This is a genomic window from Alphaproteobacteria bacterium, assembly GCA_040905865.1.
GTDB lineage: Bacteria > Pseudomonadota > Alphaproteobacteria > UBA8366.
The window spans coordinates 16,086-40,683 of sequence record JBBDQU010000085.1 but is presented as its reverse complement, the minus strand read 5'-3'; the positions used below and the strand labels follow the sequence as shown (position 1 = coordinate 40,683).

28 protein-coding genes are annotated in these 24,598 nt (G+C 62.1%); 21 read left to right on the top strand and 7 right to left on the bottom strand.

The annotated features are described in order from the left end of the window. Nucleotide 1 precedes the first annotated feature (1 nt). Nucleotides 2-1,654, top strand: coding sequence for a chaperonin GroEL (groL, locus tag WD767_20185; protein MEX2618411.1), 1,653 nt, complete (start codon nucleotides 2-4; stop codon nucleotides 1,652-1,654). 186 nt (nucleotides 1,655-1,840) lie between these two features. On the opposite strand, the gene WD767_20180 is transcribed toward groL, so the two are convergent. Together WD767_20180 and WD767_20175 are read right to left on the bottom strand one after the other, a co-directional pair. Continuing rightward, on the bottom strand, nucleotides 1,841-2,323 hold the full coding sequence (locus tag WD767_20180; protein ID MEX2618410.1) for a hypothetical protein: 483 nt from the start codon (nucleotides 2,321-2,323) through the stop codon (nucleotides 1,841-1,843). A gap of 44 nt (nucleotides 2,324-2,367) precedes the next feature. Next, entirely contained in the window at nucleotides 2,368-2,523 is a 156-nt protein-coding gene (locus WD767_20175) for a hypothetical protein (protein ID MEX2618409.1), read from the bottom strand. 86 nt (nucleotides 2,524-2,609) lie between these two features. Here WD767_20175 and WD767_20170 point away from each other — a divergent pair, with 86 nt between their 5' ends. After that, nucleotides 2,610-3,074, top strand: a complete 465-nt coding sequence (locus WD767_20170) for a MarR family transcriptional regulator (GenBank protein MEX2618408.1) — start codon at nucleotides 2,610-2,612, stop codon at nucleotides 3,072-3,074. 39 nt (nucleotides 3,075-3,113) lie between these two features. On the opposite strand, the gene WD767_20165 is transcribed toward WD767_20170, so the two are convergent. Both WD767_20165 and WD767_20160 read right to left on the bottom strand, forming a co-directional pair. Then, a complete protein-coding gene (locus WD767_20165) occupies nucleotides 3,114-3,518 on the bottom strand; it encodes a tellurite resistance TerB family protein (protein MEX2618407.1) in 405 nt (134 codons plus the stop codon). Nucleotides 3,519-3,697: 179 nt separating this feature from the next. Beyond that, complete coding sequence (locus WD767_20160) at nucleotides 3,698-6,445, bottom strand: ATP-dependent DNA helicase (protein ID MEX2618406.1); 2,748 nt, start codon at nucleotides 6,443-6,445, stop codon at nucleotides 3,698-3,700. A gap of 121 nt (nucleotides 6,446-6,566) precedes the next feature. On the opposite strand from WD767_20160, the gene WD767_20155 reads away from it, so the two are divergent. After that, on the top strand, nucleotides 6,567-8,150 hold the full coding sequence (locus WD767_20155) for a lysine--tRNA ligase (GenBank protein ID MEX2618405.1): 1,584 nt from the start codon (nucleotides 6,567-6,569) through the stop codon (nucleotides 8,148-8,150). Nucleotides 8,151-8,161: 11 nt separating this feature from the next. On the opposite strand, the gene WD767_20150 is transcribed toward WD767_20155, so the two are convergent. The 3 genes from WD767_20150 to WD767_20140 form a co-directional block, all read right to left on the bottom strand. Next, on the bottom strand, nucleotides 8,162-8,521 hold the full coding sequence (locus WD767_20150) for a hypothetical protein (protein ID MEX2618404.1): 360 nt from the start codon (nucleotides 8,519-8,521) through the stop codon (nucleotides 8,162-8,164). Nucleotides 8,522-8,685: 164 nt separating this feature from the next. Continuing rightward, nucleotides 8,686-9,000: a hypothetical protein gene (locus WD767_20145; protein ID MEX2618403.1), complete on the bottom strand. Its 315-nt coding sequence runs from the start codon at nucleotides 8,998-9,000 to the stop codon at nucleotides 8,686-8,688. 79 nt (nucleotides 9,001-9,079) lie between these two features. Then, nucleotides 9,080-9,712, bottom strand: coding sequence for a helix-turn-helix transcriptional regulator (locus WD767_20140; protein MEX2618402.1), 633 nt, complete (start codon nucleotides 9,710-9,712; stop codon nucleotides 9,080-9,082). A 148-nt stretch (nucleotides 9,713-9,860) separates the two neighbouring features. On the opposite strand from WD767_20140, the gene WD767_20135 reads away from it, so the two are divergent. The 18 genes from WD767_20135 to terL all read left to right on the top strand — a co-directional run bounded on the left by WD767_20135 (nucleotide 9,861) and on the right by terL (nucleotide 24,578). After that, nucleotides 9,861-10,226 (top strand): hypothetical protein, encoded by a 366-nt coding sequence (locus tag WD767_20135; protein ID MEX2618401.1) that lies wholly within the window; start codon nucleotides 9,861-9,863, stop codon nucleotides 10,224-10,226. Continuing rightward, nucleotides 10,223-10,660, top strand: coding sequence for a hypothetical protein (locus WD767_20130; GenBank protein ID MEX2618400.1), 438 nt, complete (start codon nucleotides 10,223-10,225; stop codon nucleotides 10,658-10,660). The genes WD767_20135 and WD767_20130 overlap by 4 nt, the downstream gene beginning before the upstream one ends. Before the next feature lie 153 nt (nucleotides 10,661-10,813). Then, nucleotides 10,814-11,020, top strand: coding sequence for a hypothetical protein (locus tag WD767_20125; protein MEX2618399.1), 207 nt, complete (start codon nucleotides 10,814-10,816; stop codon nucleotides 11,018-11,020). A 4-nt stretch (nucleotides 11,021-11,024) separates the two neighbouring features. After that, on the top strand, nucleotides 11,025-12,569 hold the full coding sequence (locus WD767_20120; GenBank protein ID MEX2618398.1) for a portal protein: 1,545 nt from the start codon (nucleotides 11,025-11,027) through the stop codon (nucleotides 12,567-12,569). Further along, entirely contained in the window at nucleotides 12,562-12,831 is a 270-nt protein-coding gene (locus tag WD767_20115) for a hypothetical protein (protein ID MEX2618397.1), read from the top strand. The genes WD767_20120 and WD767_20115 overlap by 8 nt, the downstream gene beginning before the upstream one ends. Beyond that, nucleotides 12,828-13,625, top strand: coding sequence for a hypothetical protein (locus WD767_20110; GenBank protein MEX2618396.1), 798 nt, complete (start codon nucleotides 12,828-12,830; stop codon nucleotides 13,623-13,625). The genes WD767_20115 and WD767_20110 overlap by 4 nt, the downstream gene beginning before the upstream one ends. 52 nt (nucleotides 13,626-13,677) lie before the next feature. Continuing rightward, nucleotides 13,678-14,013, top strand: a complete 336-nt coding sequence (locus tag WD767_20105; GenBank protein ID MEX2618395.1) for a hypothetical protein — start codon at nucleotides 13,678-13,680, stop codon at nucleotides 14,011-14,013. A 513-nt stretch (nucleotides 14,014-14,526) separates the two neighbouring features. After that, nucleotides 14,527-15,369 carry a phage capsid protein gene (locus WD767_20100; protein ID MEX2618394.1) on the top strand — a complete coding sequence of 281 codons (843 nt, stop codon included), beginning with the start codon at nucleotides 14,527-14,529 and terminating at the stop codon, nucleotides 15,367-15,369. A 15-nt stretch (nucleotides 15,370-15,384) separates the two neighbouring features. Further along, nucleotides 15,385-15,654, top strand: coding sequence for a hypothetical protein (locus WD767_20095; GenBank protein ID MEX2618393.1), 270 nt, complete (start codon nucleotides 15,385-15,387; stop codon nucleotides 15,652-15,654). Between the two features lie 107 nt (nucleotides 15,655-15,761). Next, on the top strand, nucleotides 15,762-16,334 hold the full coding sequence (locus tag WD767_20090) for a hypothetical protein (protein ID MEX2618392.1): 573 nt from the start codon (nucleotides 15,762-15,764) through the stop codon (nucleotides 16,332-16,334). After that, nucleotides 16,331-18,235, top strand: coding sequence for a hypothetical protein (locus WD767_20085; GenBank protein MEX2618391.1), 1,905 nt, complete (start codon nucleotides 16,331-16,333; stop codon nucleotides 18,233-18,235). Before WD767_20090 ends, WD767_20085 begins: the two co-directional genes overlap by 4 nt. Before the next feature lie 40 nt (nucleotides 18,236-18,275). Beyond that, a complete protein-coding gene (locus WD767_20080) occupies nucleotides 18,276-18,719 on the top strand; it encodes a hypothetical protein (protein ID MEX2618390.1) in 444 nt (147 codons plus the stop codon). A gap of 23 nt (nucleotides 18,720-18,742) precedes the next feature. Continuing rightward, entirely contained in the window at nucleotides 18,743-20,584 is a 1,842-nt protein-coding gene (locus WD767_20075) for a hypothetical protein (protein MEX2618389.1), read from the top strand. A 2-nt stretch (nucleotides 20,585-20,586) separates the two neighbouring features. Continuing rightward, complete coding sequence (locus tag WD767_20070) at nucleotides 20,587-20,862, top strand: hypothetical protein (protein ID MEX2618388.1); 276 nt, start codon at nucleotides 20,587-20,589, stop codon at nucleotides 20,860-20,862. Continuing rightward, nucleotides 20,859-21,746, top strand: coding sequence for a hypothetical protein (locus tag WD767_20065; GenBank protein ID MEX2618387.1), 888 nt, complete (start codon nucleotides 20,859-20,861; stop codon nucleotides 21,744-21,746). The genes WD767_20070 and WD767_20065 overlap by 4 nt, the downstream gene beginning before the upstream one ends. 30 nt (nucleotides 21,747-21,776) lie before the next feature. Next, entirely contained in the window at nucleotides 21,777-22,610 is an 834-nt protein-coding gene (locus WD767_20060) for a sialate O-acetylesterase (GenBank protein ID MEX2618386.1), read from the top strand. 131 nt (nucleotides 22,611-22,741) lie between these two features. Further along, the gene (locus tag WD767_20055) at nucleotides 22,742-23,068 is read left to right on the top strand and encodes a hypothetical protein (GenBank protein MEX2618385.1); all 327 of its coding nucleotides are present in this window, start codon (nucleotides 22,742-22,744) and stop codon (nucleotides 23,066-23,068) included. Then, entirely contained in the window at nucleotides 23,058-24,578 is a 1,521-nt protein-coding gene (gene terL / locus WD767_20050) for a phage terminase large subunit (GenBank protein ID MEX2618384.1), read from the top strand. Before WD767_20055 ends, terL begins: the two co-directional genes overlap by 11 nt. Nucleotides 24,579-24,598 lie beyond the last annotated feature (20 nt).

Below are 24,598 nucleotides of genomic sequence, written 5' to 3'. Positions count from 1 at the left end.
TATGGCTGTCAAAGATGTGAAATTTTCAACGGACGCCCGCGACAGGATGCTGCGCGGCGTCAATATCCTTGCCGATACGGTCAAGGTAACGCTCGGCCCCAAGGGCCGCAATGTCGTGATCGACAAATCGTTCGGCGCGCCGCGCATTACCAAGGACGGCGTGACTGTCGCGAAGGAAATCGAACTTTCGGACAAGTTCGAAAACATGGGCGCCCAGATGGTGCGCGAAGTCGCGAGCAAGACCAATGACGTCGCCGGCGACGGCACGACAACGGCAACCGTGCTGGCGCAGGCAATCGTTCGCGAAGGCGCGAAGGCCGTTGCGGCCGGCATGAACCCGATGGACCTGAAGCGCGGCGTCGACATGGCCGTGGACGCCGTGACTGCTGAAATCCGGAAACGGGCGAAGAAGGTCAAGACCAGCGAGGAAATTGCGCAGGTCGGTACGATCTCGGCGAATGGCGAGAAGGAAATCGGCGACATGATCGCCCGCGCCATGCAGACCGTCGGCAATGAAGGCGTGATTACCGTCGAGGAAGCCAAGGGCCTGGAAACCGAACTGGACGTTGTCGAAGGCATGCAGTTCGACCGGGGCTACCTGTCGCCTTATTTCATCACCAATCCCGAAAAGATGCTGGCCGAACTGGATAACCCCTACATCCTGGTTCATGAATCCAAGCTGTCCGGTCTGCAGGCGATGCTGCCGGTGCTGGAAGCTGTCGTCCAGTCGGGTCGTCCGCTGCTGATTATCGCCGAAGACGTCGAAGGCGAAGCCCTGGCGACGCTCGTGGTGAACCGCCTGCGCGGCGGCCTCAAGGTCGCGGCTGTCAAGGCGCCGGGCTTCGGCGACCGCCGGAAGGCGATGCTCGAGGATATCGCCGTCCTGACCCAGGCACAGGTCGTTTCCGAGGATCTTGGGATCAAGCTCGAAAACGTGACGCTCGATATGCTGGGCAGCGCGAAGCGGGTCGTCATCACGAAGGACGAGACGACGGTGATCGACGGATCCGGCAAGAAGAAAGATATCGAAGCCCGCTGTGGCCAGATCCGCGGACAGATCGAGGAAACGACGTCGGATTATGACCGCGAAAAGCTGCAGGAACGCCTGGCCAAACTTGCCGGGGGTGTCGCCATCATCAGGGTCGGCGGCGCCTCGGAAGTCGCGGTCAAGGAACGCAAGGATCGCGTCGAAGACGCCATGAATGCGACCCGTGCGGCGGTAGAGGAAGGCGTCGTTGCCGGCGGCGGCGTCGCCCTGCTGCATGCGTCGCGCGCCTTGAAGAATGTTTCGCCGGCGAATGACGACCAGCGCGTCGGCGTGGAAATTGTCCTCCGGGCGCTTTCCACACCGGCCCGGCAGATCGCGGAAAATGCCGGTGAAGAAGGCGCGGTTGTCGTCGGCAAGATCCTCGAATCCAAAAGCGCGACCTTCGGTTACGACGCCCAGAAAGGCAACTATACCGACCTTGTGAAGGCGGGTGTTATCGACCCGGCCAAGGTGGTGCTGACGGCATTGCAGGACGCGGCGTCTGTCGCCGGCCTGCTGATCACCACTGAAGCGATGGTTGCGGAGAAGCCGGAAGACAAGGCTCCCGCGATGCCGGCCGCGCCCGATATGGGCGGCATGGGCGGCATGGGGGGCATGGGCTTCTAACCACTCTCCGCTATATCTGGTTACCGGAAAGCCGCGTCCCGACAGAGCCGCGGCTTTTCTCCTGCCGGCGCCGCCCGCCATCGGGCCCACCGGAAGCCGCGGCTCTAACACTTTAAATTAAAAGCAAATTCACGTGTTAATTGGAATCACCTGCGTGATTCCGATTAATCACGATTTGCTTTAGGTTCAGAGCAGTTCGTCGCGAATGCCGGACAGGCGTCCCAGGATGGCCAGCGCCCGCGTATCGGCTTCGACCGCCGCGACATTCGACTGCGCCAGGTCCTGCGACAGCCTGCCCTGGAACTCGGCGATGAGGTTGAGCGGCTCGCGGAAATCGGCCCGGAAAGTTGTGGTCGGATTACGGGGATCGGGCCGGGAGGTCAGGATGGCGTGATCCCGGTTCGAGATGGCGCCGCCGTCCCGCAGGGTATCGGCGAGTTCCGTTATACCGTCCCTCGTAATACTGCGCGGATCAAACTGCGACGCGGCGAACAGAAAGACGGCCTGCGGGCTGACGGTGACGATATCGTCTGTCGCCGCCGCGCTGCTTTCCGCTGCGGCGGCCGGCGCCGTGATTCCGGCTTGTGCGGGGGGCGGTTCAGTCGCCGCCGCGCGCTCCTGCGAGCCGAAAGACTTTTGGAACGTCGTGAACAATTCTGAAATATTCATGGTGCCGGACTCGAATCGATGTACGCCACAGTGACGTGATGCCGTTACCAAGCAGCAATCATGCCACCAGAAAACTGTTTAAAATCAATCGCGAAAAGACGCGCTGACGCTACAAACTGCAATTCTTTCCGGTCCGGGGCGGCAATAACGGCCATGCGAGCCTTGATATCGCGAATATTGTCCCGGCGTGTCGGATTCATTAATCTCCGCCGTTGGCGGAACAAATCAATATGTGCGCATAATATTTTGTGGCGGCGCAAACTGCGACGAAATCGGGAGATGCGGGATGGCGGATAGCGTCGGCAGCCTGAATGGCTATTTGCTGTGGCAGGCTGCAAATTACTGGCAGCGCCGTATGCGGGAGGTCCTGGCGCCGCACGGCGTGACCCCGGCGCAGTTTCTGCTTCTTTGCGGGCTTCATGAACTGGACGATGCGGCGGGAACGGCAGTCAATCAGGTGGCGCTCGCGCGGCACTGCGGCACGGACCCGATGATGACATCGCAGGTGTTGCGCATTCTGGAAACGGCGGGGCTGCTTCGCCGCTCGATCGACGCCCAAGACAGGCGGGCCGTCGCCGTTGCAATCACCGCGTCTGGCGCGTCGCTGGTCCGCCGCGCCATGGCCGGGGTACGTGACGCGGACGCCCGGTTTCATGCGCCGCTCGCCGCACATGGCGATGCATTCGGCGACGCATTGCAAATGTTGTGCGGCGTAAAACCCAAACGCCGCGTCAGAGCCCAATCCGGCTGAACGTCGCAGCGGCGCGCAAATGGCCGGCCGTTCCCCGCTTCAGAGGCGGGCGTAGCGGGCGCGGGCGCCTCTTTCGATGCCGGCGGCGATTAGCCGGTCGATATTCAGCTGGTGGCGCAGCATCTCGAGCAGCCGCAATTCCTCCTGGCTCGCCGAGCCATCGGCGGCGGCGATTTCGATTGCCAGCGCATAGGCGGTTTCCCGCAGTTCCGTCGGGACGGATCGCAGGATGATGTCGAGGACCGCTTCCATGCCGCTCTCGGCATTCAACATTTCGGCGCAGGACCGCGCCGTCTCGGGCAGCAGGCTGACGTCGTATTCCCGAAACGCCGGCAAATGCCGGACGATTTCGCCGATTGCCGACATTTCCCTGTCTGTCATATTCCTGTCGGCTGCCGACACGATGACCATTGTATAAATTAGCGCGGCTTCACAGCTGATCATGGGGCAGATTCCACTTTCCCTTGAGCACATCAGGATTGAATAGAACCAAAACAGGTTCTATTCAATCACGTGAATCTGATCTATGGTCAGGAAACTGCCCGGCAGGCTCATGATCGCTTAAATCCGATTCTCTGCCTGCCGCGTCAAGGTGCAAATTGCCGCGGCGCCACGCGCCCGTTCTATACTTCAGCCGCACTGCCGGTCAGGAATCGCCGGGTTTCCGTCACGGCTTCGGCCAGACCGACGCGTGAAATTTCAACCCCGGCCGGGAAGGCGCCGCTCAGCCGCGACGGCATCATCGAATCCAGCAGCACAAAAACACCGCTATCGTTGTTGCGGCGAATCAGCCGGCCATAAGCCTGCTTCAGGCGTAACCGGGTGATGCTGTCGTCGTAGGAGCGGGCGCCGAAAAGTTTCCGCCGGGCGCGATGCACAATCGACGGGCGCGGCCAGGGGACCCGGTCGAAAACGATGAGGCGCAGCGCCTGTCCGGGGACATCGACGCCGTCGCGCACGGCATCGGTCCCCAGCAGGCAGGAGTTCTCCTCCGCCCGGAAGATATCGATCAGCGTCGGCAGGTTCAGCGCGTCGATATGCTGCGCGTAGAGCGATATGCCGGTCGCGTCGAGCGGCCCGGCAATGTGCCGGTGAACGGCGCGAAGCCGACCGATTGCGGTAAACAGGCCCAGCGCGCCGCCGCCCGCCGCCATGAACAGCACCCGGTATGCCGCCGCGACCTGCGCCATGTCATCCTTTCTGACATCGGTAACGACAAAAACACGCGTCCGGGTCGGGTAATCGAACGGCGATGGAACAGTCGCGCGAATGGCGGGACTGGCGAGGTGAACCGCACCGGTGCGCGATTCCGCCGAATGCCAGTCCGCATCGATATCGCCCGAACCGTCCGTCAGGGTCGCCGACGTGATCAACGCGCCATGCGCCGGCCGCAGCACGGCTTCCGCGAAGGGTATGGAAGGGTCGGCCCAGTGCCGGTGCATGCCAACATCGATATCCCGTCCGTCGATCCGCTGGACGGAAAACCAGTCGACGAAATCCGGCTGCGCGCCTGTCACCAGCGACGCCAGCATGAAACGCCACGCTTCCACCACGTCCTCGCAGCGGTGTTTCAGGGACCGCGCAACCGCTTCGATCCGGTTCCGGGTTGCGCTATCCAGTTTATCCGCGTCGTCATCGAGCCGCAGCATGAGCTGCTCGCGCAACCGCCGCAGCGGCCGCGCCAGCCGCGCCAGCGCCTCGTTCAGCGCCTCGGCGGCCGCCAGCAACGCGTCGGGCGGTTCTTCGACGCTCGCCTCCAGATCGAACGGGCTGTCCGGGTGCTGTACCCGGGCATAGACGGCCGCTCTCGTGGCGCACAGAAAGTCTTCCGCCGGACCCGATGGCTGCCCGTCCGCACACCGGTTCCGCCAGCCTTCCGACGGTAATGCGGCGGCGGCGTGGATAATCTCCGCCAGCAGCCGTTCGCCGGTATCGTCATTTCCCAGCAACCCCTCGACCCTGCTCTTGAGGCCGCGGGAACGGCTGTTGCGGCGTGTCTCCGCCCCGCGCAGCCAGCGCCGCAGTTCGGCGCCCTCAAGGCCGGTAAGATGGGCTGAAAACGCGCTGTCGGCGGCATCGAACACATGGTGCCCTTCGTCGAAAATAAACCGCGTCGGGCGGTTTCCCTGTTCCGGCATGCCGCGCGCCGCCTGGATCATGACCAGGGCATGGTTGGCGATGACCAGATCCGCGAACCGCGCCTTGCGGATATTGCGTTCGATAAAACACTTTGTGTAATGCGTGCAGGCCGAATAGATGCACTCCCCGCGGCGATCGGTCAGCCCGACAGTTGCGCGCCGTCCGGCGATATCCGGCAGCCAGGCCGGAAAATCGCCGCCGCTGGTGTCGCCGTCGCGGGTCCGCGACGCCCAGCGGGCCATGAGTCCGAGCGCGACTGCGTCGCCGCCGCGGACGCCGACGCCCCTGACTGCTTCCTCGAAATTCAACAGACAGAGATAGTTCTCCCGACCCTTCCGGATAACCACCCGGTTCCGCTTGACGGCGGGATCCGGAAACAGCCGGTCGGTTTCCTGGTCGATCTGCTGCTGCAGGTTACGGGTATAGGTCGAAATCCAGACAGGCGCCTCGTTGCGCGCCGCCCAGAGGCTGGCGGGCGCGATATAGCCCATTGTCTTGCCGACGCCCGTACCCGCCTCCGCAAGCACCACATTCGGTGCATCCGCGTCGTTGCGGGGTATGAAGGCGGGGGCGACGGATGACGCGTAGTCGGACTGGCTCGGGCGCGCCTCCGATCCGTCGCCCAACAATTCCGCCAGCCGGGCCCGGCTCTCCGCCGGTGAAACGGGTAATTCCCCGGGCGGCGGCGGGGGCGCCCGATCCTGCCATTCGGGCAATCGGCGCCAGGCATCGAGGCCGGCGCCGGGAGCACCCGAACTATCGTCCTCGTCCTGACCGAGCGCCGCCAGGATGGCGGGGCCCCAACTCCAGCCGCCACGGGTCATTGCGCGGGCGGTCGCGATGTCATGCCGTTCGGTCAGGCTTTCCGACGCCTGCCGCAACAGGAGGGTCGCGGCATTGCGAACCGTCATTGCCTGCGTCAGGGCGTCGTCCGGCACGGCCATGTCCAGCGCCCCGGCAATACCCGTTGGCGTCGGGACGCAGAACGTGGCGGGACGGACAAATGCGAACAGCTCCAGAATGTCAAAACAGGGGAACACGTCGATATTGAGGCGGCGCGCCGTCGCCGGCGCATGGCACAGGATCGGCCGCTGGCTTTTCCCCAGACGTTTCGACGCCGCCGCCAGCGAAATTTCCTCCAGCTCCCCGTCGGCGGTCAGCCAGACAGCTCTGGAAAGCCCGGCAACAAGGATTGGAGATTCGGGCAGCAGGATTCGCGAAGGACGGGTCATTACCGGCTATCATACCCCTGCCCGACCGCCTTGGCGACGATGCGATACATTGCCGGACGTGAAGGCCGGTTGACGCCCGAACAGCCCGAGACTAGTTTCCGGCACCTTCAAAACGGTGGATATTACGATGCGGGAACTGGCGGAAAAGGCCAAGGCGTGGCCATTTGTCGAGGCGCGACGTGTCCTCAAGCGCGTCGGCGGCGCCGTGCCCGAGAAAGGATACGTCCTTTTCGAAACCGGGTACGGTCCTTCCGGGCTGCCGCATATCGGCACCTTCGGTGAGGTGCTGCGGACCACGATGGTGCGGCGGGCGTTCGAATGCCTGTCGGATATTCCGACACGGCTGTTCGCGTTTTCCGACGATATGGACGGATTGCGCAGCGTGCCGACGAATATTCCCAATGGCGAAAAACTCGCGGAATTCATAGGCCAGCCCCTGACCTCGGTGCCCGACCCCTTCGGAACGCATGACAGTTTCGGCGCCCACAACAACGCCCGTCTTCGCGCGTTTCTCGACGAATACGGCTTTGAGTACGAATTCCTGAGCGCCACCGAATGTTACAGGGCGGGACGTTTCGATGCGTCGCTGCTGAAGGTTCTGGAGTGTTATGAGGCGGTGCAGGCGATCATGCTGCCCTCGCTGCGCGAGGAGCGACGTAAGTCTTACAGCCCCTTCATGCCGGTCTGCGAGGATACCGGCCGGGTATTGCCCGTGCCCGTGGTGAAGACCGATGCCACGGCCGGCACGATCGTCTATCAGCGGGAAGATGGCGCGTTGATCGAAACGCCGGTGACGGGCGGTCGCTGCAAGCTGCAGTGGAAGCCGGACTGGGCGATGCGCTGGCATGCGCTGTCGGTCGATTACGAGATGTCCGGCAAGGACCTGATCGATTCGGTGCGCCTGTCGGGCCGGATCGTGCGTGCGCTGGGCGGCGTCCCGCCGGAAAGCTTCACCTATGAACTGTTCCTGGACGAAAACGGCGAAAAGATTTCCAAGTCCCGCGGCAACGGGCTGACGATCGACGAATGGCTGCAATACGCGCCCCGCGATTCGCTGGCCTATTTCATGTATGGCAAGCCGAATACGGCGAAGCGGTTGTATTTCGACGTCATACCCAGGAACGTCGATGAATACCTGTCGCAAGTGGCGAAATTCGCGACGGAACCGGATGAGGCGAGGCTGCAGAATGCCGTCTGGCATATCCATAACGGGGCGCCGCCGGCGGAAACCGTGCCGCTTTCCTTCGCAATTCTTCTGAACCTGGCGAATGTCTGCAATACCGAGGACAAGGCGGTCCTGTGGGGATTCATTGCCCGTTATGCGCCCGATGCGTCGCCGGAAAAGAACCGTATCCTCGACGACCTCGTGGGGTATGCGATTCGCTATTACCAGGACTTCGTGAAGCCGCAGAAGAAGTACAGGGCGCCCGATGCGCGTGAAAACGCGGCGCTGCATGACCTGATGGAAACGCTGCAGGCCCTGCCGGCAGGTGCGACCGCGGAGGAAATCCAGCACCAGGTTTATGAAGTCGGCAAGCGCCATGAATATGAACCGCTGCGTGCCTGGTTCGGTGCGTTGTACGAAATCCTGTTCGGTCAGGAACAGGGGCCGCGGCTGGGGTCGTTCATCGCGCTGTACGGCGTGCCGGAGACAATCTCGCTGATCCGCAAGGCGCTCGCGGGCGAAGACCTCAGCGTGGCGTAACGGAAAAAACGCTATGCGGTAGGCGGCACCGGTTTCACATTGTTACGCAGTTTTGCCGTTCCGCCAAACGCTTCAAACGCGCGGCATTCGGCCTGATATGCGGCGTCCACCGAATCGGCGTAAGAGAATTTGAACCTGTCCAGGGTCTCGCCGCCAAATATCCTGGACAGGAACCCGCCGCGATATTTTTTACGTGCGGCCTTCAATTCGCGTCTTAGGTCGGAATCCGCGCGGCCGACCACCTTGACGACAAACTTGCCGTTGCTGTTCATGTATCCGAGCGCGTAGTTCCCGATCAGGTTGGCGCTGACTTTGGTATCGATCACCCTGTTGCTCAGCTCGAATGGCCCGTCCATATCCAGTTTGGCCATGTGTGCGCTCCATTTTTTTCCGAACAGAGCGTCCAAAACTGCAGCAGGCGGCTTAATCAACGGTTAACGCGCGAGGCCTCCCTGTTCCCCGGCGAATTGCCAGTATAGATCCCTGGCGCGCGGTGACCGGTCCGGCCTGCATCTCGCGATCCTCGTAGCGGATGTCAGGCGGAACGCGATGCCTGGGTTTTCCGGTCGTGCCACCAAAGGCCCTGGCGCCGTGCGCTGCGCAGGTCGGTGGAAAGCGCGCTCAACCGCGCGCCGAACCGGTGGCTGGTCCGATACCGGCATTGCGCCTGAATCGCCCGCTGCGCATTGCGGGCCATCTGGTCGAAATAGCGGGATTGCGCTGCCGCACGCTGTGCGCGGAAATGCGCCGTGTCGCCCGTGGCGGCGAGATATTCGGCATTGCGGGGTGGCGCGGCGTCGTAGCGCGCGTCAATTGCACAAAGCCGCGCAAGATAATCCGGACAGGTCATGGCGAAGTCCTGGGAAAACGGGAAGATCGTGTTTCCGGCGTGGCGGAGGCCAGTGACGCCGGCCGGCAGGGCCGTGCGCCTACTGGCTGGCCCAGACGATTCTGGCCATCCAGTCGATATCCTCGGCCGCGACGGTAATGTCGTCATGCGCCTTGTTGATCGAATGCAGCTCAATGCGGTTCGCGGTTTGCCGAACCAGTTGTTTGGCGAGAATTTCGCCGGCCTTCGTCCGTACCACGACACGGTCGCCGCGCCGCACGTTCGCCTGCGGCGAGACGACGATCGTGTCGCCGTCGCGGTAGACGGGCTGCATGCTGTCGCCGCTGATTTCCAGTGCATAAGCGTGACTGTCGCCGATATTCGGAAAATCGACTTCATCCCAGCCATTGCCGATCGGATATCCCGCGTCGTCGAAATAGCCCTGCCGCCCGGTCTGCGCATAACCGATGACCGGGATACGATGCACGACACCGCCCTCGACCCCGTCGGACAGCAATGTGACGAATTGTCCCATCGTGCTGTTCGTCGCGGCCAGAATCTTCGAGATGCTTTCCGTGGTCGGCCAGCGGGGCTTGCCGTCGCGGGCGATCCGTTTGCTTTTATTGAACGTCGTTGGGTCAAGACCGGCGCGACGCGCCAGACCGGAAGCCGAGTATCCGTATTCGGCGGCAAGCCTGTCTATGGCTCGCCATACATCTTGATGTCTTAGCATGGGAACACCTTCTTACATGGAAAATTGAAGGAGCGCACTAGGATAATAAATCTAATATATGTTGACATAGGATAAAAGTACCATATATTCAAGCGATAATCCTCCTAAAAGGGAAAATGCTATTCTTAAACACGGAAAGGAATGTGTAATGCGGCATGAAAGATACTGTCCCAGGCCCGTGTCGACGCTGGATGGTACGCCATTTGACTCAGTTGAAGATGCGTGGTTGTGGTCGGTTCAGGCAACGGTCGCGCGATATGACGGCGCCAAAATCGTCGCCGGTCAGGGTGAAACACCGCGTCCCTGCGAACCGGTCGATGTCATGAGCGTGGTATCCCGCATGAACCGGGAACGGCGCCTCAGCAATCGACATGTATCCGTTCTGGTTCGCTATGGCCGGCGCTGCGCAGCGCCGGATTCAAGGCGGCAGCGCGAATTTCAGGACGCCAGACTATGGGACGAGGCGCTCGATTCCATGACGGCGCCCTTGCGGGAACGGGGAATCGTGATATGAAACAGACGATTGATGCCGGACCTGCCGAACCGGAGCGCGCCTATGTCATTTTCAGCGGTCGCGCCGACCTGCCTTGGCTGAGGGTCCTGAAGCCGGGCTTCCGTCACTGCTTTCTCGCAATGCGGCGCAACGGTTGCTGGATCCTTTACGAGCCGCTTTCGGACAGGACGGAGATATCCATTACCCCGGCAAATGACGGCCAGGACATTGCCGGATGGATGCGGCAGATGGGATTTACCGTGTTGCCGGCGGTTGTATCGCGGGAACAACGCAGGCCTGCCCCGTGGGGGCCGTTTACCTGTGTGGAGGCGGTAAAGCGCGTTCTGGGCATCCATCGGCGCTCGATCCTCACGCCATGGCATCTGTGTCGTTTTTTACGAGAACAAAACATGAAAATAATTGACATGGGCGGTGAAATAGGATATACATCCTAGTTATCAACGCCACAGAACCGCTTGTCGCCGCCCCGCGCGTATCACGTGCGGGGCGTTTTCATTCGATCAGATCGTGTTTGGTGAGAATCGCCTCCGGCGATCCAACCAACACCGATGTGAATCAGGCAATCCGTAACGAAGGGAGAATCCGTCATGGGCGGACTATTCAGCGCACCGTCACCACCGCCACCCCCACCACCCCCGCCGCCTCCAGACCTGGAGGGTGAGGCGGCGAAGGACCGAAAGGAACAGCTGGAACGCCAGCGCCGGGGTCGCCTGGGCACGATCGCGACCTCGTTCCGCGGCGTTCTGCAGCCGCATGCGAATGCGGGCCGTCAGAAATCCTTGCTGGGAGAATAACCGGATGGACCAGAATTCGCCGGACGCCATCGCCACCCGGTACCGGCGCGCCAGAACCCGGCGCGATACCTGGGAAAACCTGTGGCGGCAATGTTACGAATACGCGCTGCCGCAACGCGAAGGCGTTCTTGCCGGCGCGGAAACGTCCTCCAGAACCGCTGATCGTCTGTTCGATGCGACAGCCGCGGACGCGGTCGATCAACTGGCCGCCAGTCTTGTCGCCCAGTTGACGCCGCCCTGGTCACGCTGGTTCGGCCTCGCGGGCGGCGGCGACCTCGCCGAAGAGGATCGCAGCGTTCTCGGTGAGCCGCTGGAGCATGTTGCCGCCGTATTGCAGACGCATTTCGACCGTTCGAACTTCAACGTTGAAGTTCACCAGGCATTTCTCGACCTCATTACGGTGGGGACGGCGTCCCTTCTGTTCGAGGAAGCGGCGCCCGGCGAACCGAGCGCATTCCGCTTCATGGCCGTGCCACTGGGCGAACTGGCCTTCGAGGAACGGCTGGACGGCAGACTCGATTCAACATTCCGGCGGACCGAAATGACAGTCGCTGACCTTCGGACCCGGTTCCCGAAGACGATCCTGCCGGTCGATATCGGTAAAGATGATCGCACCGGGAACGAAGCCCGGCACGCCATCGTCGAATCCGTTACCCCGCAGGAAAACGGCGGCTACCTTTACCAGGCAATGCTCGAAGGCGCCGGGGGCTCGTCTGTTCTTCCCGTGCTGCTCTCATCGGGGCGGTTTGCCCGGTCGCCCTTCATCAATTTCCGGTGGCTCAAGGCGCCCGGCGAAATATACGGGCGTTCCCCGGTGATGAAGGCCCTGCCGGATATCAAGACCGCCAACAAGGTTGTCGAGCTGATTCTCAAGAATGCGACCATCGCCGTTTCCGGCATTTGGCAGGCGGATGACGACGGCGTGTTGAACCCGGCTACGGTCAAACTGGTTCCCGGTACGATCATTCCCAAAGCTGTCGGTTCCAAGGGTCTTACGCCGCTGGAGGCGCCCGGCCGGTTCGACGTATCGCAGCTCGTTCTGGAAGACCTGCGCGGCCGGATACGCCACGCCCTCCTGGCCGACCGGCTGGCGCCGCCGGACAGTCCCCGGATGACGGCAACCGAAGTGCTGGAACGATCCGCCGAGATATCCCGGATTCTTGGCGCGACCTATGGCCGGCTGCAATCGGAACTGCTGACGCCGGTCGTGGAACGCGGTCTCGCGATCCTGCGCCGCCGCGGCGAAATCGACGACGTCACGGTGGATGGCCGGAGCGTCGAAATTCAGTATCTGTCACCGCTGGCGCAGAACCAGAAACGGCAGGATGCGCAGGGCGTGCTGCTCTGGCTGGAAGCAATCCAGGCCTTCGGTCCAGAGGCCCTGGGCGTTCTCGATGTCCCGAAAACCGCGCGCTGGATCGCCCGATCGTTCAACCTGCCGGAAACGCTGATCCGGAAGGAGGTCGCTGAAAACCCGCCGGACCGGATAGCCGAATCCCCGCCAGCGGGCGCCTTGCAACAGATAGCGGGAGGCCCGTTCGATGGCTGACCCGGGTTCGGGCTGGCGGTGGTTCGAAAATCCGGAGGGACCATCGGACAACGCCCCGTCATCGGAAATCGAAAAAAGCTTCGCGCGGTGTTTTTCCGGCCCGGATGGCGACAGCGTTCTGGCGCAGCTTCGCGCGATGACAACCGACAGGGTCCTGGGCCCCGACGCAAGCGATTCGGCACTGCGTCACCTGGAAGGGCAACGGCACCTCGTGATCCAGATCGGCGCGATGATCGCGCGGGGCCGGAACCGATTGACATGAAGGAGGACACAATGATGTCAGACGACATATCCCCGGACCAAGGCGATGAGCCCGGCGCGGGCGGCGCCGTGAGCGAGGCCGTGACCCCTGAACCGCCAATCGGGTCCGGATACGCGCGGCCCGATTTCGTACCCGGAAAATTCTGGGATGCCGACACGGGGACCGTCCGGGTCGAAATGCTCGCAAAGTCCTATGCTGAACTCGAACGCCGGTTCTCCGCCCGGATGGACGAAGCGGAAACCGGAGCGGACCATGCCCTGGCTGCCGGGCCGATCGACACGGAATTGCCCGGCCACGGTCTTTACGAAATCGACACGAGCCACGGGCTGTTCGAACCTGCACCGGAACTGGACGATCTGTTGCAGGATGCCGGATTCACCACGGAACAGGCGCAACTCGTCTACGACCTGGCGGCCCATGTCCTGACGCCGGTCATGTCGGCGGCCGCAACCGACCATGACGCTGAATTTGAGGAAACCCGCTTGGCCCGGCATTTCGGCGGCAATGAACGCTGGGCAGAAATGCGCCGGCAGTTGCGCGTCTGGGGCAAGCGCCACCTTCCGACCGATGTGTACGATTCGCTGTCGTCGACCTATGACGGCGTGTTGTCGCTGCATCGCCTGATGCACGCCGAAGAACCCGGTGTGCTGCGCGGCGCCGGCGCGGCGGAACATATCGATGAGGCGTCGTTGCGGCGGATGATCCGTGACCCGCGCTACTGGCGCGACCGCGACGAATCGGTGATTCGCCGGGTCAGCGAAGGATTCAACCGGCTGTATCCCGGCGGTTCCTGAAACCGCCCGTGAACGGCATCCGCGAAACCCGAAATGCGAAGGAGACAGAAATATGTATGATGAAAATGTCGTGCCGCAAATTGCAGCGGCGCTAACGGAAAACCTGACCGCGGACGAACTCCAGGAACTGGATGACGTCATTACGCCCCGCGTCGCGGCGCTGTTCGCAAAGGCGTTCGGCGAGCAGATGTGGGACATCCTCGCGCCGCTGACCGAAGGCGATGAGGCGGCCGCCGGCACTCCCGGCCCCTCGCCGGATTCCGCCGGCGCGGAAACCGAACTGCGCGGCATGATGCGGGATCCCCGCTACTGGCGCGACCGCGACCCCGCGCATGTCGCAAGGGTGGCGGGCGGTTTCCGACAGCTTTATCCCGGAGAGGGCGGCTGATCGCGCCGGATAACGGAAAATGACCGCGCCGGTGTTTTTGACTTGACATAAAGGATTTTATTCCTTATATTACTTTTTATCAACGCCCGAATTGCGCCTCGCGGTTGGTGTGCAGGCCGCCGGCGCGACCCATGGAACCGCTGATTTCCCCCATGGCGGCGCCCGGCTGGATCATTCGGGCGTTGGCGGACCGGCCGGTGCATATTCCACCGGCCGGTCCGCGTGTTTGCGCCCTGTACAACACGCGATCCCGGCAAAACAGTACGAACGATTGAAATTTCGAACCGGATGGATAACCGGATCTGCCGCCGTCCGGCGATCCTGGCCACGCGACCCTGCGGCTTTAATCGCCAGAACGGTCCGTCAGGCCAGGCGCGGGGCATGGCGGAAATCCGGCCCATGCCGATCCCGCGCCTGTGTCCGGCCGCGAAGGGCGTCACGCCCTGACCCGCGATAACCGGACCGGGCGCCCCGCAATCCGTCCAACATATTTATCCAAGGAGAAGGGACACAATGTCGACTTCCGTTGAACTGGCGTTCAGCAAGATGTTCCAGTCCGAGGTCCACGAAGCCTATCAGCGTGTCGGTTCGAAGCTGCGCAACACAATTCGCGGCAAGAACAACGTGAAAGGCTCCTCGACCACCTTCCAGAAGGTGGGAAAGGGCGCGGCCTCGACCAAGGCGCGGCACGGCAAGGTGCCGGTCATGAATGTCGACCACACGCCGATAGAATGCCAGCTCGCCGATTACTATGCCGGCGACTGGGTGGACAAACTCGACGAACTCAAGATGGATATCGACGAGCGCATGGTCGTCGCCAATGCTGGCGCCTATGCGCTGGGCCGCAAGACCGACGAACTGGTCATTACCCAGCTCGATTCGCTGGGCACCGGCCAGGAAGCAAAAGGCGTCGGCACCGGCCTCACCGATTCCGATGGGCTGACCAAGCAGAAGGCGCTGCTCGCCTTCGAAATGCTCGGCGATGCCGATGTGACCGACGATGGCGACCGCTACGCCATCATCGGCTGGAAGCAGTGGAGCGATCTGCTCGATATCGAAGAATTCTCCAATGCCGACTATATCGGCGAGGAGGACCTGCCGTGGAAAGGGACCCAGGCAAAGCGCTGGCTGGGGACGCTCTGGATGCCCCATTCCGGTCTGACCAAGAGTGGCGACCTGCGGTACTGCTACTGGTACCACAAGACCGCAATCGGCCATGCCAGCGGCGCCGACGTCGAATCGGACATCACCTGGCATGGCGATCGCGCGGCGCATTTCGTCAGCAACATGATGAGCCAGGGGGCCTGCCTGATCGATACGACGGGCATCGTCCGCATGCGCTGCAGCGAAGCGTAGAGGGAGAACCCGAAAATGGCCTTCAACTCGAAAAATCTGAGTGTCCTCGCCTATGCCAACGGTTTTACGCTGTGGCATTACACCACCGTCGATACCGCCGCCGTCGTTGACAGCGCCGGTTATTTTAACCCGGCGGAAGGCATGCTGCGCGTCGGCGACATGGTATTGGCGAATGCCGATACCGACGGTACGCCGGCGCACGGCCTGTTCGTCGTCAACGCGAATGACGCCGGCGTGGTCGATGTCGCCGACCTTAGCGCCTTTGGCGCGGTCGACACGGATTAGTGCGAACCACCATCTGATCCAAACAACAAACGGCTTCGACCGTCGCGCCCCGCGGGCAAACTCCGCGGGGCGTTCCTTTTGTCAATCCTTCACGGGAGACTTAACCAATGGCGCTCAGCAGTATCGCCCTGTGCAGCCGTGCATTATTGAAGCTCGGCGCAAGCCCGATTTCCGGCTTCGAGGAAGGGACGGCCGAAAGCCTGATCGCGGGCACGTTATATGCATCCACACGCGATGCAGTGCTATCGGCCTATCCGTGGAGCTTCGCCACGGCGCAGCGTCGCCTGGCGCGCCTGAACGCCACTCCGACGGCGGATTACGATTATGCCTATCAGCTGCCTGGCGATTTCCTGCGGGCGCTGTCGGCGGGGCAATCCGGTCGCGGCCGCGGCGCTATATACCGCATTGCGGAACGCCGCCTTCATACCAACGCCGAAGATGTCGTGCTCACCTATGTCTTCCGGCCCCAGGAATCGGAAACCCCGCCCTATTTCGACCAGGTGCTGATCGCGCGGCTGGCGGCGGAATTCGTTCTGCCCCTGACCGAAAGCACCAGTCGCGCCGACGTTCTGAGCCGCCTGGCCGAAGAGGAGATCCGCCGGGCGCGGCTGGTCGATGCGCAACAGGACGTGCCGCCGCGATTTGAAGACTTCAGCCTGATAGAGGTGCGCAGCGAATGACCCGGCTCCGGACGATCAAGACGAGTTTCACGGCTGGTGAAATATCGACGCGCCTGCTCGGTCGCGGCGATCTGGCGGCCTATGCGAACGGGGCGCGCCGCCTGCGCAATGTGTTCATCCACCCGACCGGCGGCGTAACGCGGCGATCCGGCCTGCTGTTTATCGATCAGGCGGCGGGTCCGGGGCGGCTGGTGGCTTTCGAATTCAATTCCGAACAGGTTTACCTGCTCGTCTTTACCGATATGCGGATGGATGCCTATCGCGACGGCGTCGCCGTCGCCGATGCTGAAACGCCGTGGACCGAAGCGCAGCTCGCGGAAATCGTCTGGACGCAGAGCGCCGACACCCTGCTGGTCTGTCACCCGGACGTGCCGCCGCAAAAAGTCACGCGGACATCGGAAACCGACTGGACGGTGACGCCCTGGGTCTTCTTTCAGGAAGACGACGCCATCCACCAGCCCTACCACAAGTTTTCGGATAACGCGGTGACGCTGGCGGCAAGCGCGACAACCGGCACCGTGACGCTGACGGCGTCCGCCGATCTGTTCGACCCCGGCCATGTCGGCCAACGATTTCGTCTGGCGTTGAAGGAAGTTGAAATTGCGTCGGTCGTCGGCGCCACCGAGGCGACGGCGGTGGTCAAACAGACCCTGACGGGAACCGCCGCGACAAAGGACTGGGATGAACAGGCGTTCTCTCCGGTGCGCGGATGGCCGGTCTCCGTGGCGTTCCACCAGGACCGGATGGTGATCGGCGGCAGCCGTGATCTGCCCAACCGGCTGTGGCTGTCAAAATCGGCCGACCTGTTCAATTTCGACCTGGGCGACGGCGACGACGACGAGGCAATCGAATTCGCTATCCTGTCGGACCAGGTAAACGCCATTCGCGCCGTGTTCTCCGGCCGTCACCTGCAGGTATTCACCTCTGGCGCGGAATGGATGGTGACCGGCGACCCGTTGACGCCGACGAACATCCAGCTGCGCCGACAGACGCGGGTCGGCTCGCCGGTCGACCGATCCATACCGCCCCGCGATGTCGACGGGGCGACGCTTTTCCTGTCCCGCAACGGGCGGGAACTGCGCGAATTCCTGTTTACCGACGTGGAGCAGGCTTACCAGTCGAACGATCTCGCCATTCTGGCGAACCACCTTCTGGTCAGCCCGGTCGATCAGGATTACGACCAGCGCGAACGGCTGATGCATGTCGTCATGGGCGATGGATCGCTTGGCACGGTGACGGTTTTCCGGGCCGAACAGGTAACCGCGTGGACGCTGCAGACAACGGCGGGCGCCTTCCGGTCCGTCGCGGTGGTCGGGGACGACGTCTATGTGCTGGTGGCGCGCGGCAACGGTCATTTCATTGAACGCTTCGATGCGGAACTGCAAACGGATTCGGCCCTGCGCGGCGCCGCCGAAGTACCCACCGCCGAATGGAGCGGTATGGACCATCTCAACGGAGAGGTGGTCACTATCGTCGCCGATGGCATTGTCCGCGCCGACAGGCCGGTCGCCGACGGGGCCATAACGCTCGATCAGCCAGCCGCGACGGTACAGGTCGGACTCGGTTTCATGCATGAGATCGAGCCCCTTCCGGTCGTTGCCGCGTCGCCGCTCGGTCCGGCGCAGGGGACGCCTGTCCGGCTTATCCGGGTGACTTACCGGCTGGAAGGCACAAGCGCCCTTCGGGTCGATACGGGTTCCGGATTTCGGGATGTGCCCTTCAAGCAACTGGGCGCGACGGGTGTGCTCGACTCGCCTATCCAGCCCTATACCGGCGACAAGATTGTGCGCGCCCTGGGCTGGAACCGGTCCGGGACGACGCCCTTGTGGCGAATCGCTCAGGACACGCCACTGCCCTGCACCGTCTTGTCCGTCCACACCGAAATCAAGGTCAATGACTGATGCGGGCGGAAAAACTCTATTCATCGAAGGAGACTAATTCATGGGCGGAACGGAAGCGTTGATCGCCGGTCTGACCTTCCTGCGCACGGCGCAGGAAGCACGAGCCAAGAACAGGGAACTGGCGGCGCAGCAGACGCTGCAGGAACGGAATATGGCGGCGGAGCGAGAAATCGCCGACCGGCGGCACGCGGAAAAACTGCACAAAGACAAGGCAACCCGTCGCGCCCTGTTCGGCGCTGCCGGGACGTCATCGGGCGCCGGTTCGGCCGCAGCCGTTCTCCGTGGTCTTTCGAAACGCTCAGCGCACGATCGATTTGACCGAAATCGCCTGGACACCCTGCAACTGCAGGGGTTGCGGCAGGCAGCGGCCAGTCAACGCCGGAAGAACCTGCTGGCGCCGGCCGACTATCTGTTCGGCCAGGCCATGTACGGTCTTGGGCAGCATGGGCCGGAATGGTTCGGCGAAAAGAAACCAAAGAAATAACCCAAACATGAAGGACAACGATAATGGCTGAACTCATCATCAGCGATGTCCGTCCCCGGGTGCAGTATGTGGCGGACGGGGTGCAGACGGTGTTTCCCTATCCGTTCCCGATCATCGACCAGGCCGATCTGGTCGTCGTTTTCGACGACAACGAAGCAGCCGGCGCGAACAGCGTCACCGGGGTCGGCGCCAGCAGCGGCGGCGACGTCATTTTCGAACTGCCCCCGCCGGCGGATACCAGGGTGACGATCTATCGCGACATGGCCTTCGCCCGCGAAACGGATTTCCAGGAAGCCGGGGATTTCCGGGCCGCCGTCATCAACGAGGAACTGGACCGGATGGCGATGCTGCTGCAGCAGGCGGAGATGCTCGTCGCGGACAGCCTGCACAAGCCGCTGTACGACCTGGAGGCCACGCTTACCCTGCCGAGCGCTTCGGACCGGGCGGGCAGGGTCCTGGCCTTCGACGAAACGGGGTTGCCGACCGTCGGCAGCGCGTCATCGGAGGCCGCGAGTCTCGCCGCCGGCAGCGCGTCCGAGGCTGCGGCCAGCGCCGATTCGGCATTGGCCAGCCTGGCCGCGATCCAGCAGCAGGTAAACTATGCGATCAACACGGCTGTTCCGGTGCAGTCGCTTTCCGGCGACGGCGCGACAACCGTATTCCTGCTGGACCGGTCGGTGCTGGACAGCACATCGGTCGCGGTCACGATTGACGGCATCAAGCAGCATACGAACAGCTATGCGGCATCCGGCATGACGCTGACATTTTCCGGGGCGCCGCCGCCGGGAAGCGGCAATATCGAAGTGACATTCATCGGGTTTGTCGGCCTGATCTCGGACATTGCCGAAATTCCCGATGACGGGTTGTCCGGCGCCATGATCAGCGGCGGCACGATGGATGGCGTCTCGGTCGACGGTCTGAACGGCGGCCCCCTTGCCGGTTTTCGCAACCGGATCATGAATGGCGATTTCCGGATCGCCCAGCGCGGGACAAGCTTTCCGACGCCGCCGACAGACCCGAGCGAGACCCTGGACCGCTGGGGAACAGGATACCTGTCGCCGTCCGGCATCGCCCTGACGATCAGCCGGGAAGCCTTCGCACCCGGCCAGACGGATGTCCCGGGTGAGCCGGAATTCCATTACCGCTGGAACCAGACCACGGCCGGAACGGCAACAGAACTCTTCCTGTTTCAACGTATCGAGGACGTCCGGACCCTCGCGGCGCAGACATGCACCCTGAGTTTCTGGGCGAGGGCGGATGCGCCGCGGACAGTCACGCCACGCTGGCGGCAGGATTTCGGATCCGGCGGTTCGGGCGATGTAACGGCAACCCTGCCGGCCTGCAACCTGACGTCGGGCTGGCAGAAATTCACCCGCAGCTTCGCGCCCGCCGGCATTGCCGGAAAGACGCTTGGCGCCGGGCATTTCCTGGCAATTGAACTGATGCTGCCCACCGGAACGACAATGACGGTCGACCTGGCGCAGGTCCAGCTCGAACCCGGCAGCGTCGCGACGCCCTTCGAATGGCGCCCGGCGCCGGTGGAACTGGCAATGTGCCAACGGTATTACGCCCGGTTGTCCAACGCCGCCAGCGCCTGGGCTATCTCCGCGACGGATGTCGCGACGATGGTCCTGTTTCCGGTGCCGATGCGCGCCGTACCGACCGTCTTCCTGCTGGATACCACGCCGAACTTCAACGACTTCAATGTCGGCGGCACCAGCGGCGGCAGTTCGGTTACGGCGATATACGGGTTCACGGAAAAGGGCGGCATCATGCGGCTGGACGGGTTTTCCACCCTGGTGACGTCCCGGCCGGGCATGTGGAACCAGACGTCGCCGATCTGGTCCTTTGACGCGGAGTTATGAACATGAAAATTGAATCGGTACGGAACCGCGCCGAAGGCGGCTTCATCGTCAACGGGACAATGGTGATCCCGGCGGACCCTGCGAACCGCCACTTCAGAACGGTCCGGGCCTGGATCGCGGCCGGTAACATCCCGGCGGTTGCCGCGCCGCCCTTGCCGCCCGAACCGGGCGACAGGGAGGTCGTGATTCAGGCGCTTGAAAACCGGGCGAATATTTCCGCCGCCGAGCGCGCCGCCGCCCGCGCGGCCATCATCAACAGGCGAGGTAGCCGATCATGACGTTGACAAAACCGGACAGGGATATTCTTGCGATGGCGCCAGGGCAGCAGGCCGGCCCGGTGCTGACCATTGCATCGGGCGCGATCGCGCTGAGCGAAAACACCCACGCGGTCGATACGGAAGGGGCGGCGGCCGGCGACGACCTGGATACAATCCACGCCGGATCCGTTCCGGATGGCGGGCTGGTGCTGATCCACACGGCGCATGATACGCGGACCGTTGTCGTAAGGCATGGCACGGGTAATATCACGACCCTCCATGGCGACGACATTACCCTCGACTCATCGAACCACACGGTTCTGCTGCGCCGGGCGGGCGCCGGCTGGCACGTCATATCGCCGCGCACCACCAGGCGGCCGGCCGGCACAACCGAGCTGATCGAGGAAAAAACCGCGTCAGATGACGCCACGCTGGACTTCGTCACCGGTATCGATGCGACCTATGACGAATATATCCTGACGGGATTCCTGCAGCCGGCGACGGATGATGTGCAACTCGGCCTGCAATTCTCGGATGACGGTGGCGCGACGTTCGAAACGGGGTATCAATTTTTTGGACATTATGGATTCCAGAGTGGTAGTCAATCGACAACATTCGGTAGTGGCGTAAATCAAATTTTGATTGGCAACAATACTGCAGCAGGTAAGGTAGGGAATGATGAAAACGAGGGGCTATGGTTTACTGTACGTATAATCAATACCCAGAACTCATCCCTGAATAAAGTAGTGCGTGGAGAATGCACTTATATCCGCGCCGACGGCGGAATGGCGACGGGAGAAATCGGCGCTCAGTTCAATACTGGATCAATAATAAATGGTTTTCGGTTATCTTTCGTCAGTGGAAATGTTGCTAGCGGTACGGTACGGTTATTGGGTGTAGTTTAGGTGGTGCGACTAATTTATTGAGCTTGAGTCATGACTTGGTTAAGAATTTTAACAATATACCTATTATTACCCTTTATTGCCGTGGCGGTTGCCGCGCCGTTTATCTATCAGGAAATTGAACTTGAGAGAATATCACAACGTGTCTTCCATGATACTCGAGCCAAGTCAAAAGTAGATTGTGGAAAAGATATAAATACCGCCGTAATTTTGGTTTTTGGCCAATCTAATTCAACGAACGAAGGAGAAGGTCGATACAAAGCTAATAGTAATGTATTAAACTTTAATTATATCGACGGGAATTGCTATTTAGCGCACGACCCTCTATTGGGCACGTCTGGTATTGGGGGCAGTTTTCTGTCACGACTTGGTGATAGTTTAGTTGCACGTGGAAAATTCAAACGCGTTATTCTAGTTCCATTGAGTGTTGGAGCATCTTACATTAGGGATTGGGCTCCGAAAGGGAATCTACATGAAAGGTTATATGTTGTAGCAGAGAATCTACGACAGAAAGCGTTATCAGTTAGTCATGTTCTCTTTCACCTTGGCGAGGCAGATGCGGGCGCAGGAACTGCACCAGAAGAATATAGGCGTCAGTTTCATGCAATCGTTACGAATCTGCGACAATTAAAATTCCGCGCGCCAATTTACGTTGCAATTGCAACCCGTTGTGGAGGTCCTTCCAATGAAGACATTCGTGCTATCCAGATGTCGGTTTCCGACCCTTTTCTAGGAATTTACCCTGGCCCAGATACGGATAAAATCGGCATGGATATGCGATTCGATGGCTGCCATATGAATGCGGCCGGTCTGGATCGTCATGCCGAGATGTGGTTCGAGGCAATTACCGTTAGACAAGCGGAATGATTGCCAATTTTGAGGAATGGTACCAGGAACTAATACGATCGGTCGGCATCTGACCCCATAATTGTAAACCTGCCACCGTGATCTGTTAGCCGCCTCAGGGCGGTTTTTTTTATGTCTATCGTGAGGGAAAGATGAAATTTGGCAGTGACTGCGCCCTGAAGGAATCGTTGTCCGAAGCGCTTCGTCTGGCGGTTTCGGATTATGCCGCTTTTGCCGCCACGCCCGTTCCGGCGAAGGCCGACGATAACGGCGCCGGCATCGCCATCGACGCCCGGGACCTCGCCGCCCGGCATGCGGCGGGGAAGACGATGGTCGGACATATCGCGGCGCTGGCGAAACTCGTGCACTGGTGGTCGGCGGCGGGTGCGGATACGCCGGCGGATGGCGGCGGCGCGGGGCCGGACATGATGGCGGCTGCCCGCGACGCCGTTTCCCGCTATGCCGCCGATGAAGAGTGACAACGCGCCGACGGTGAATTCCGCCGCCGCGCGCGAAACGCCGTTTCCCGAATTCGTCTGGCTGTGGAACCGGACCCAGGGAGAGGATACGCCCGCCCTGCATATCCGCATGGCCCGCTGGCTGGAGGCGCGCTGGCGCGGCGGTGACCGGCGCCTGCTGATGCTGGCGTTCCGGTCCAGCGGCAAGTCCACGATGCTGGGCCTGTTCTGCGTCTGGCTGCTGCTGGTAAGGCCCGACCTGCGCATTCTCGTGCTGGGGGCGGAACTCGACCTGGCGAAAAAGCTGGTCCGCAATGTGAAGCGGATCATCGAACGCCATGAACTGGCGTGGCACCTGCGCCCGGCCCGGGCGGATCAGTGGGGCGCCGGGCAGTTTACGGTCAACCGCCCGTCGGAACTGCGCGATCCGTCCATGCTGGCGCGCGGCATCGGCGCGAACGTCACCGGCAGCCGCGCCGATTTCGTGATCTGCGACGATGTCGAGGTGCCGAATACCAGCGACACGGCGCCCAAGCGGGCCGACCTGCGGGCGCGGCTGTCGGAAATCGACTATATCCTGATGCCGGGCGGATTCCAGCTCTATGCCGGCACGCCGCACAGTTACTACACGATTTATGCCGATGCGGCGCGGGCCGAAGCGGGCGAAACCGCGCCGTTCCTGGACGGGTTCACGCGGCTGGCGCTGCCGGTCCGCGATTCCGATGGCCGCAGCCTCTGGCCCGAACGGTTCGATGCGGACCATATCGCGGCGCTGCAGCGCCGGCACGGGCCGAACAAGTTCGCCAGCCAGATGATGCTGCAGCCGGTGAATATCGCGGCGGGGCGGCTCGACCCCGACCGCATCCGCCCCTATGACGCGGATCTGGAATACGCGGAACGCAACCGGATCGCGACCCTGACGCTGGACGGGCGACGCCTGGTATCCGCCAGCTGCTGGTGGGATCCTGCCTATGGCGCGCCGGGAAAGGGCGACGGCAGCGTGATTGCCGTGGTGTTCACCGATGCCGAAGGCGGATACTGGCTGCACCGGGTTCAGTACCTGACCGTCGATCCCGACGTGGAGGACAATGAGGCGATCCAGCAATGCCGGCAGGTCGCGGCGTTCGCGGGCCGCTACCATGTGCCGTCGGTCCAGGTTGAATCCAATGGCGTCGGCAAATTCCTGCCCGGCCTGCTGCGCCAGGAAATGACGGCGACCGGAATCGGATGCGCGGTGCTGCCCGTGACGAACCACATCCCCAAGGAACGGCGAATCCTGGAAGGATTCGATGCCGTCCTGGCGGCGGGCGGCCTGCACGCCCACCGGTCGGTGTGGGATACGTCCTTCATCACTGAAATGCGCGAATGGCGGCCGGGCGGCGAATACCGGGGACCGGATGACGGGCTGGACGCGGTGAGCGGCTGCCTGTCGTCGGAGCCGGTTCGGCTGCCCCGTTTGCCCGCGGTGAACCGCCCGTCCTGGCGCGGCCATCCGGGCGTTATCGCAGCCGAGACGGCTTTCGACGTCTGAATATCGACACAGCAAGGAGA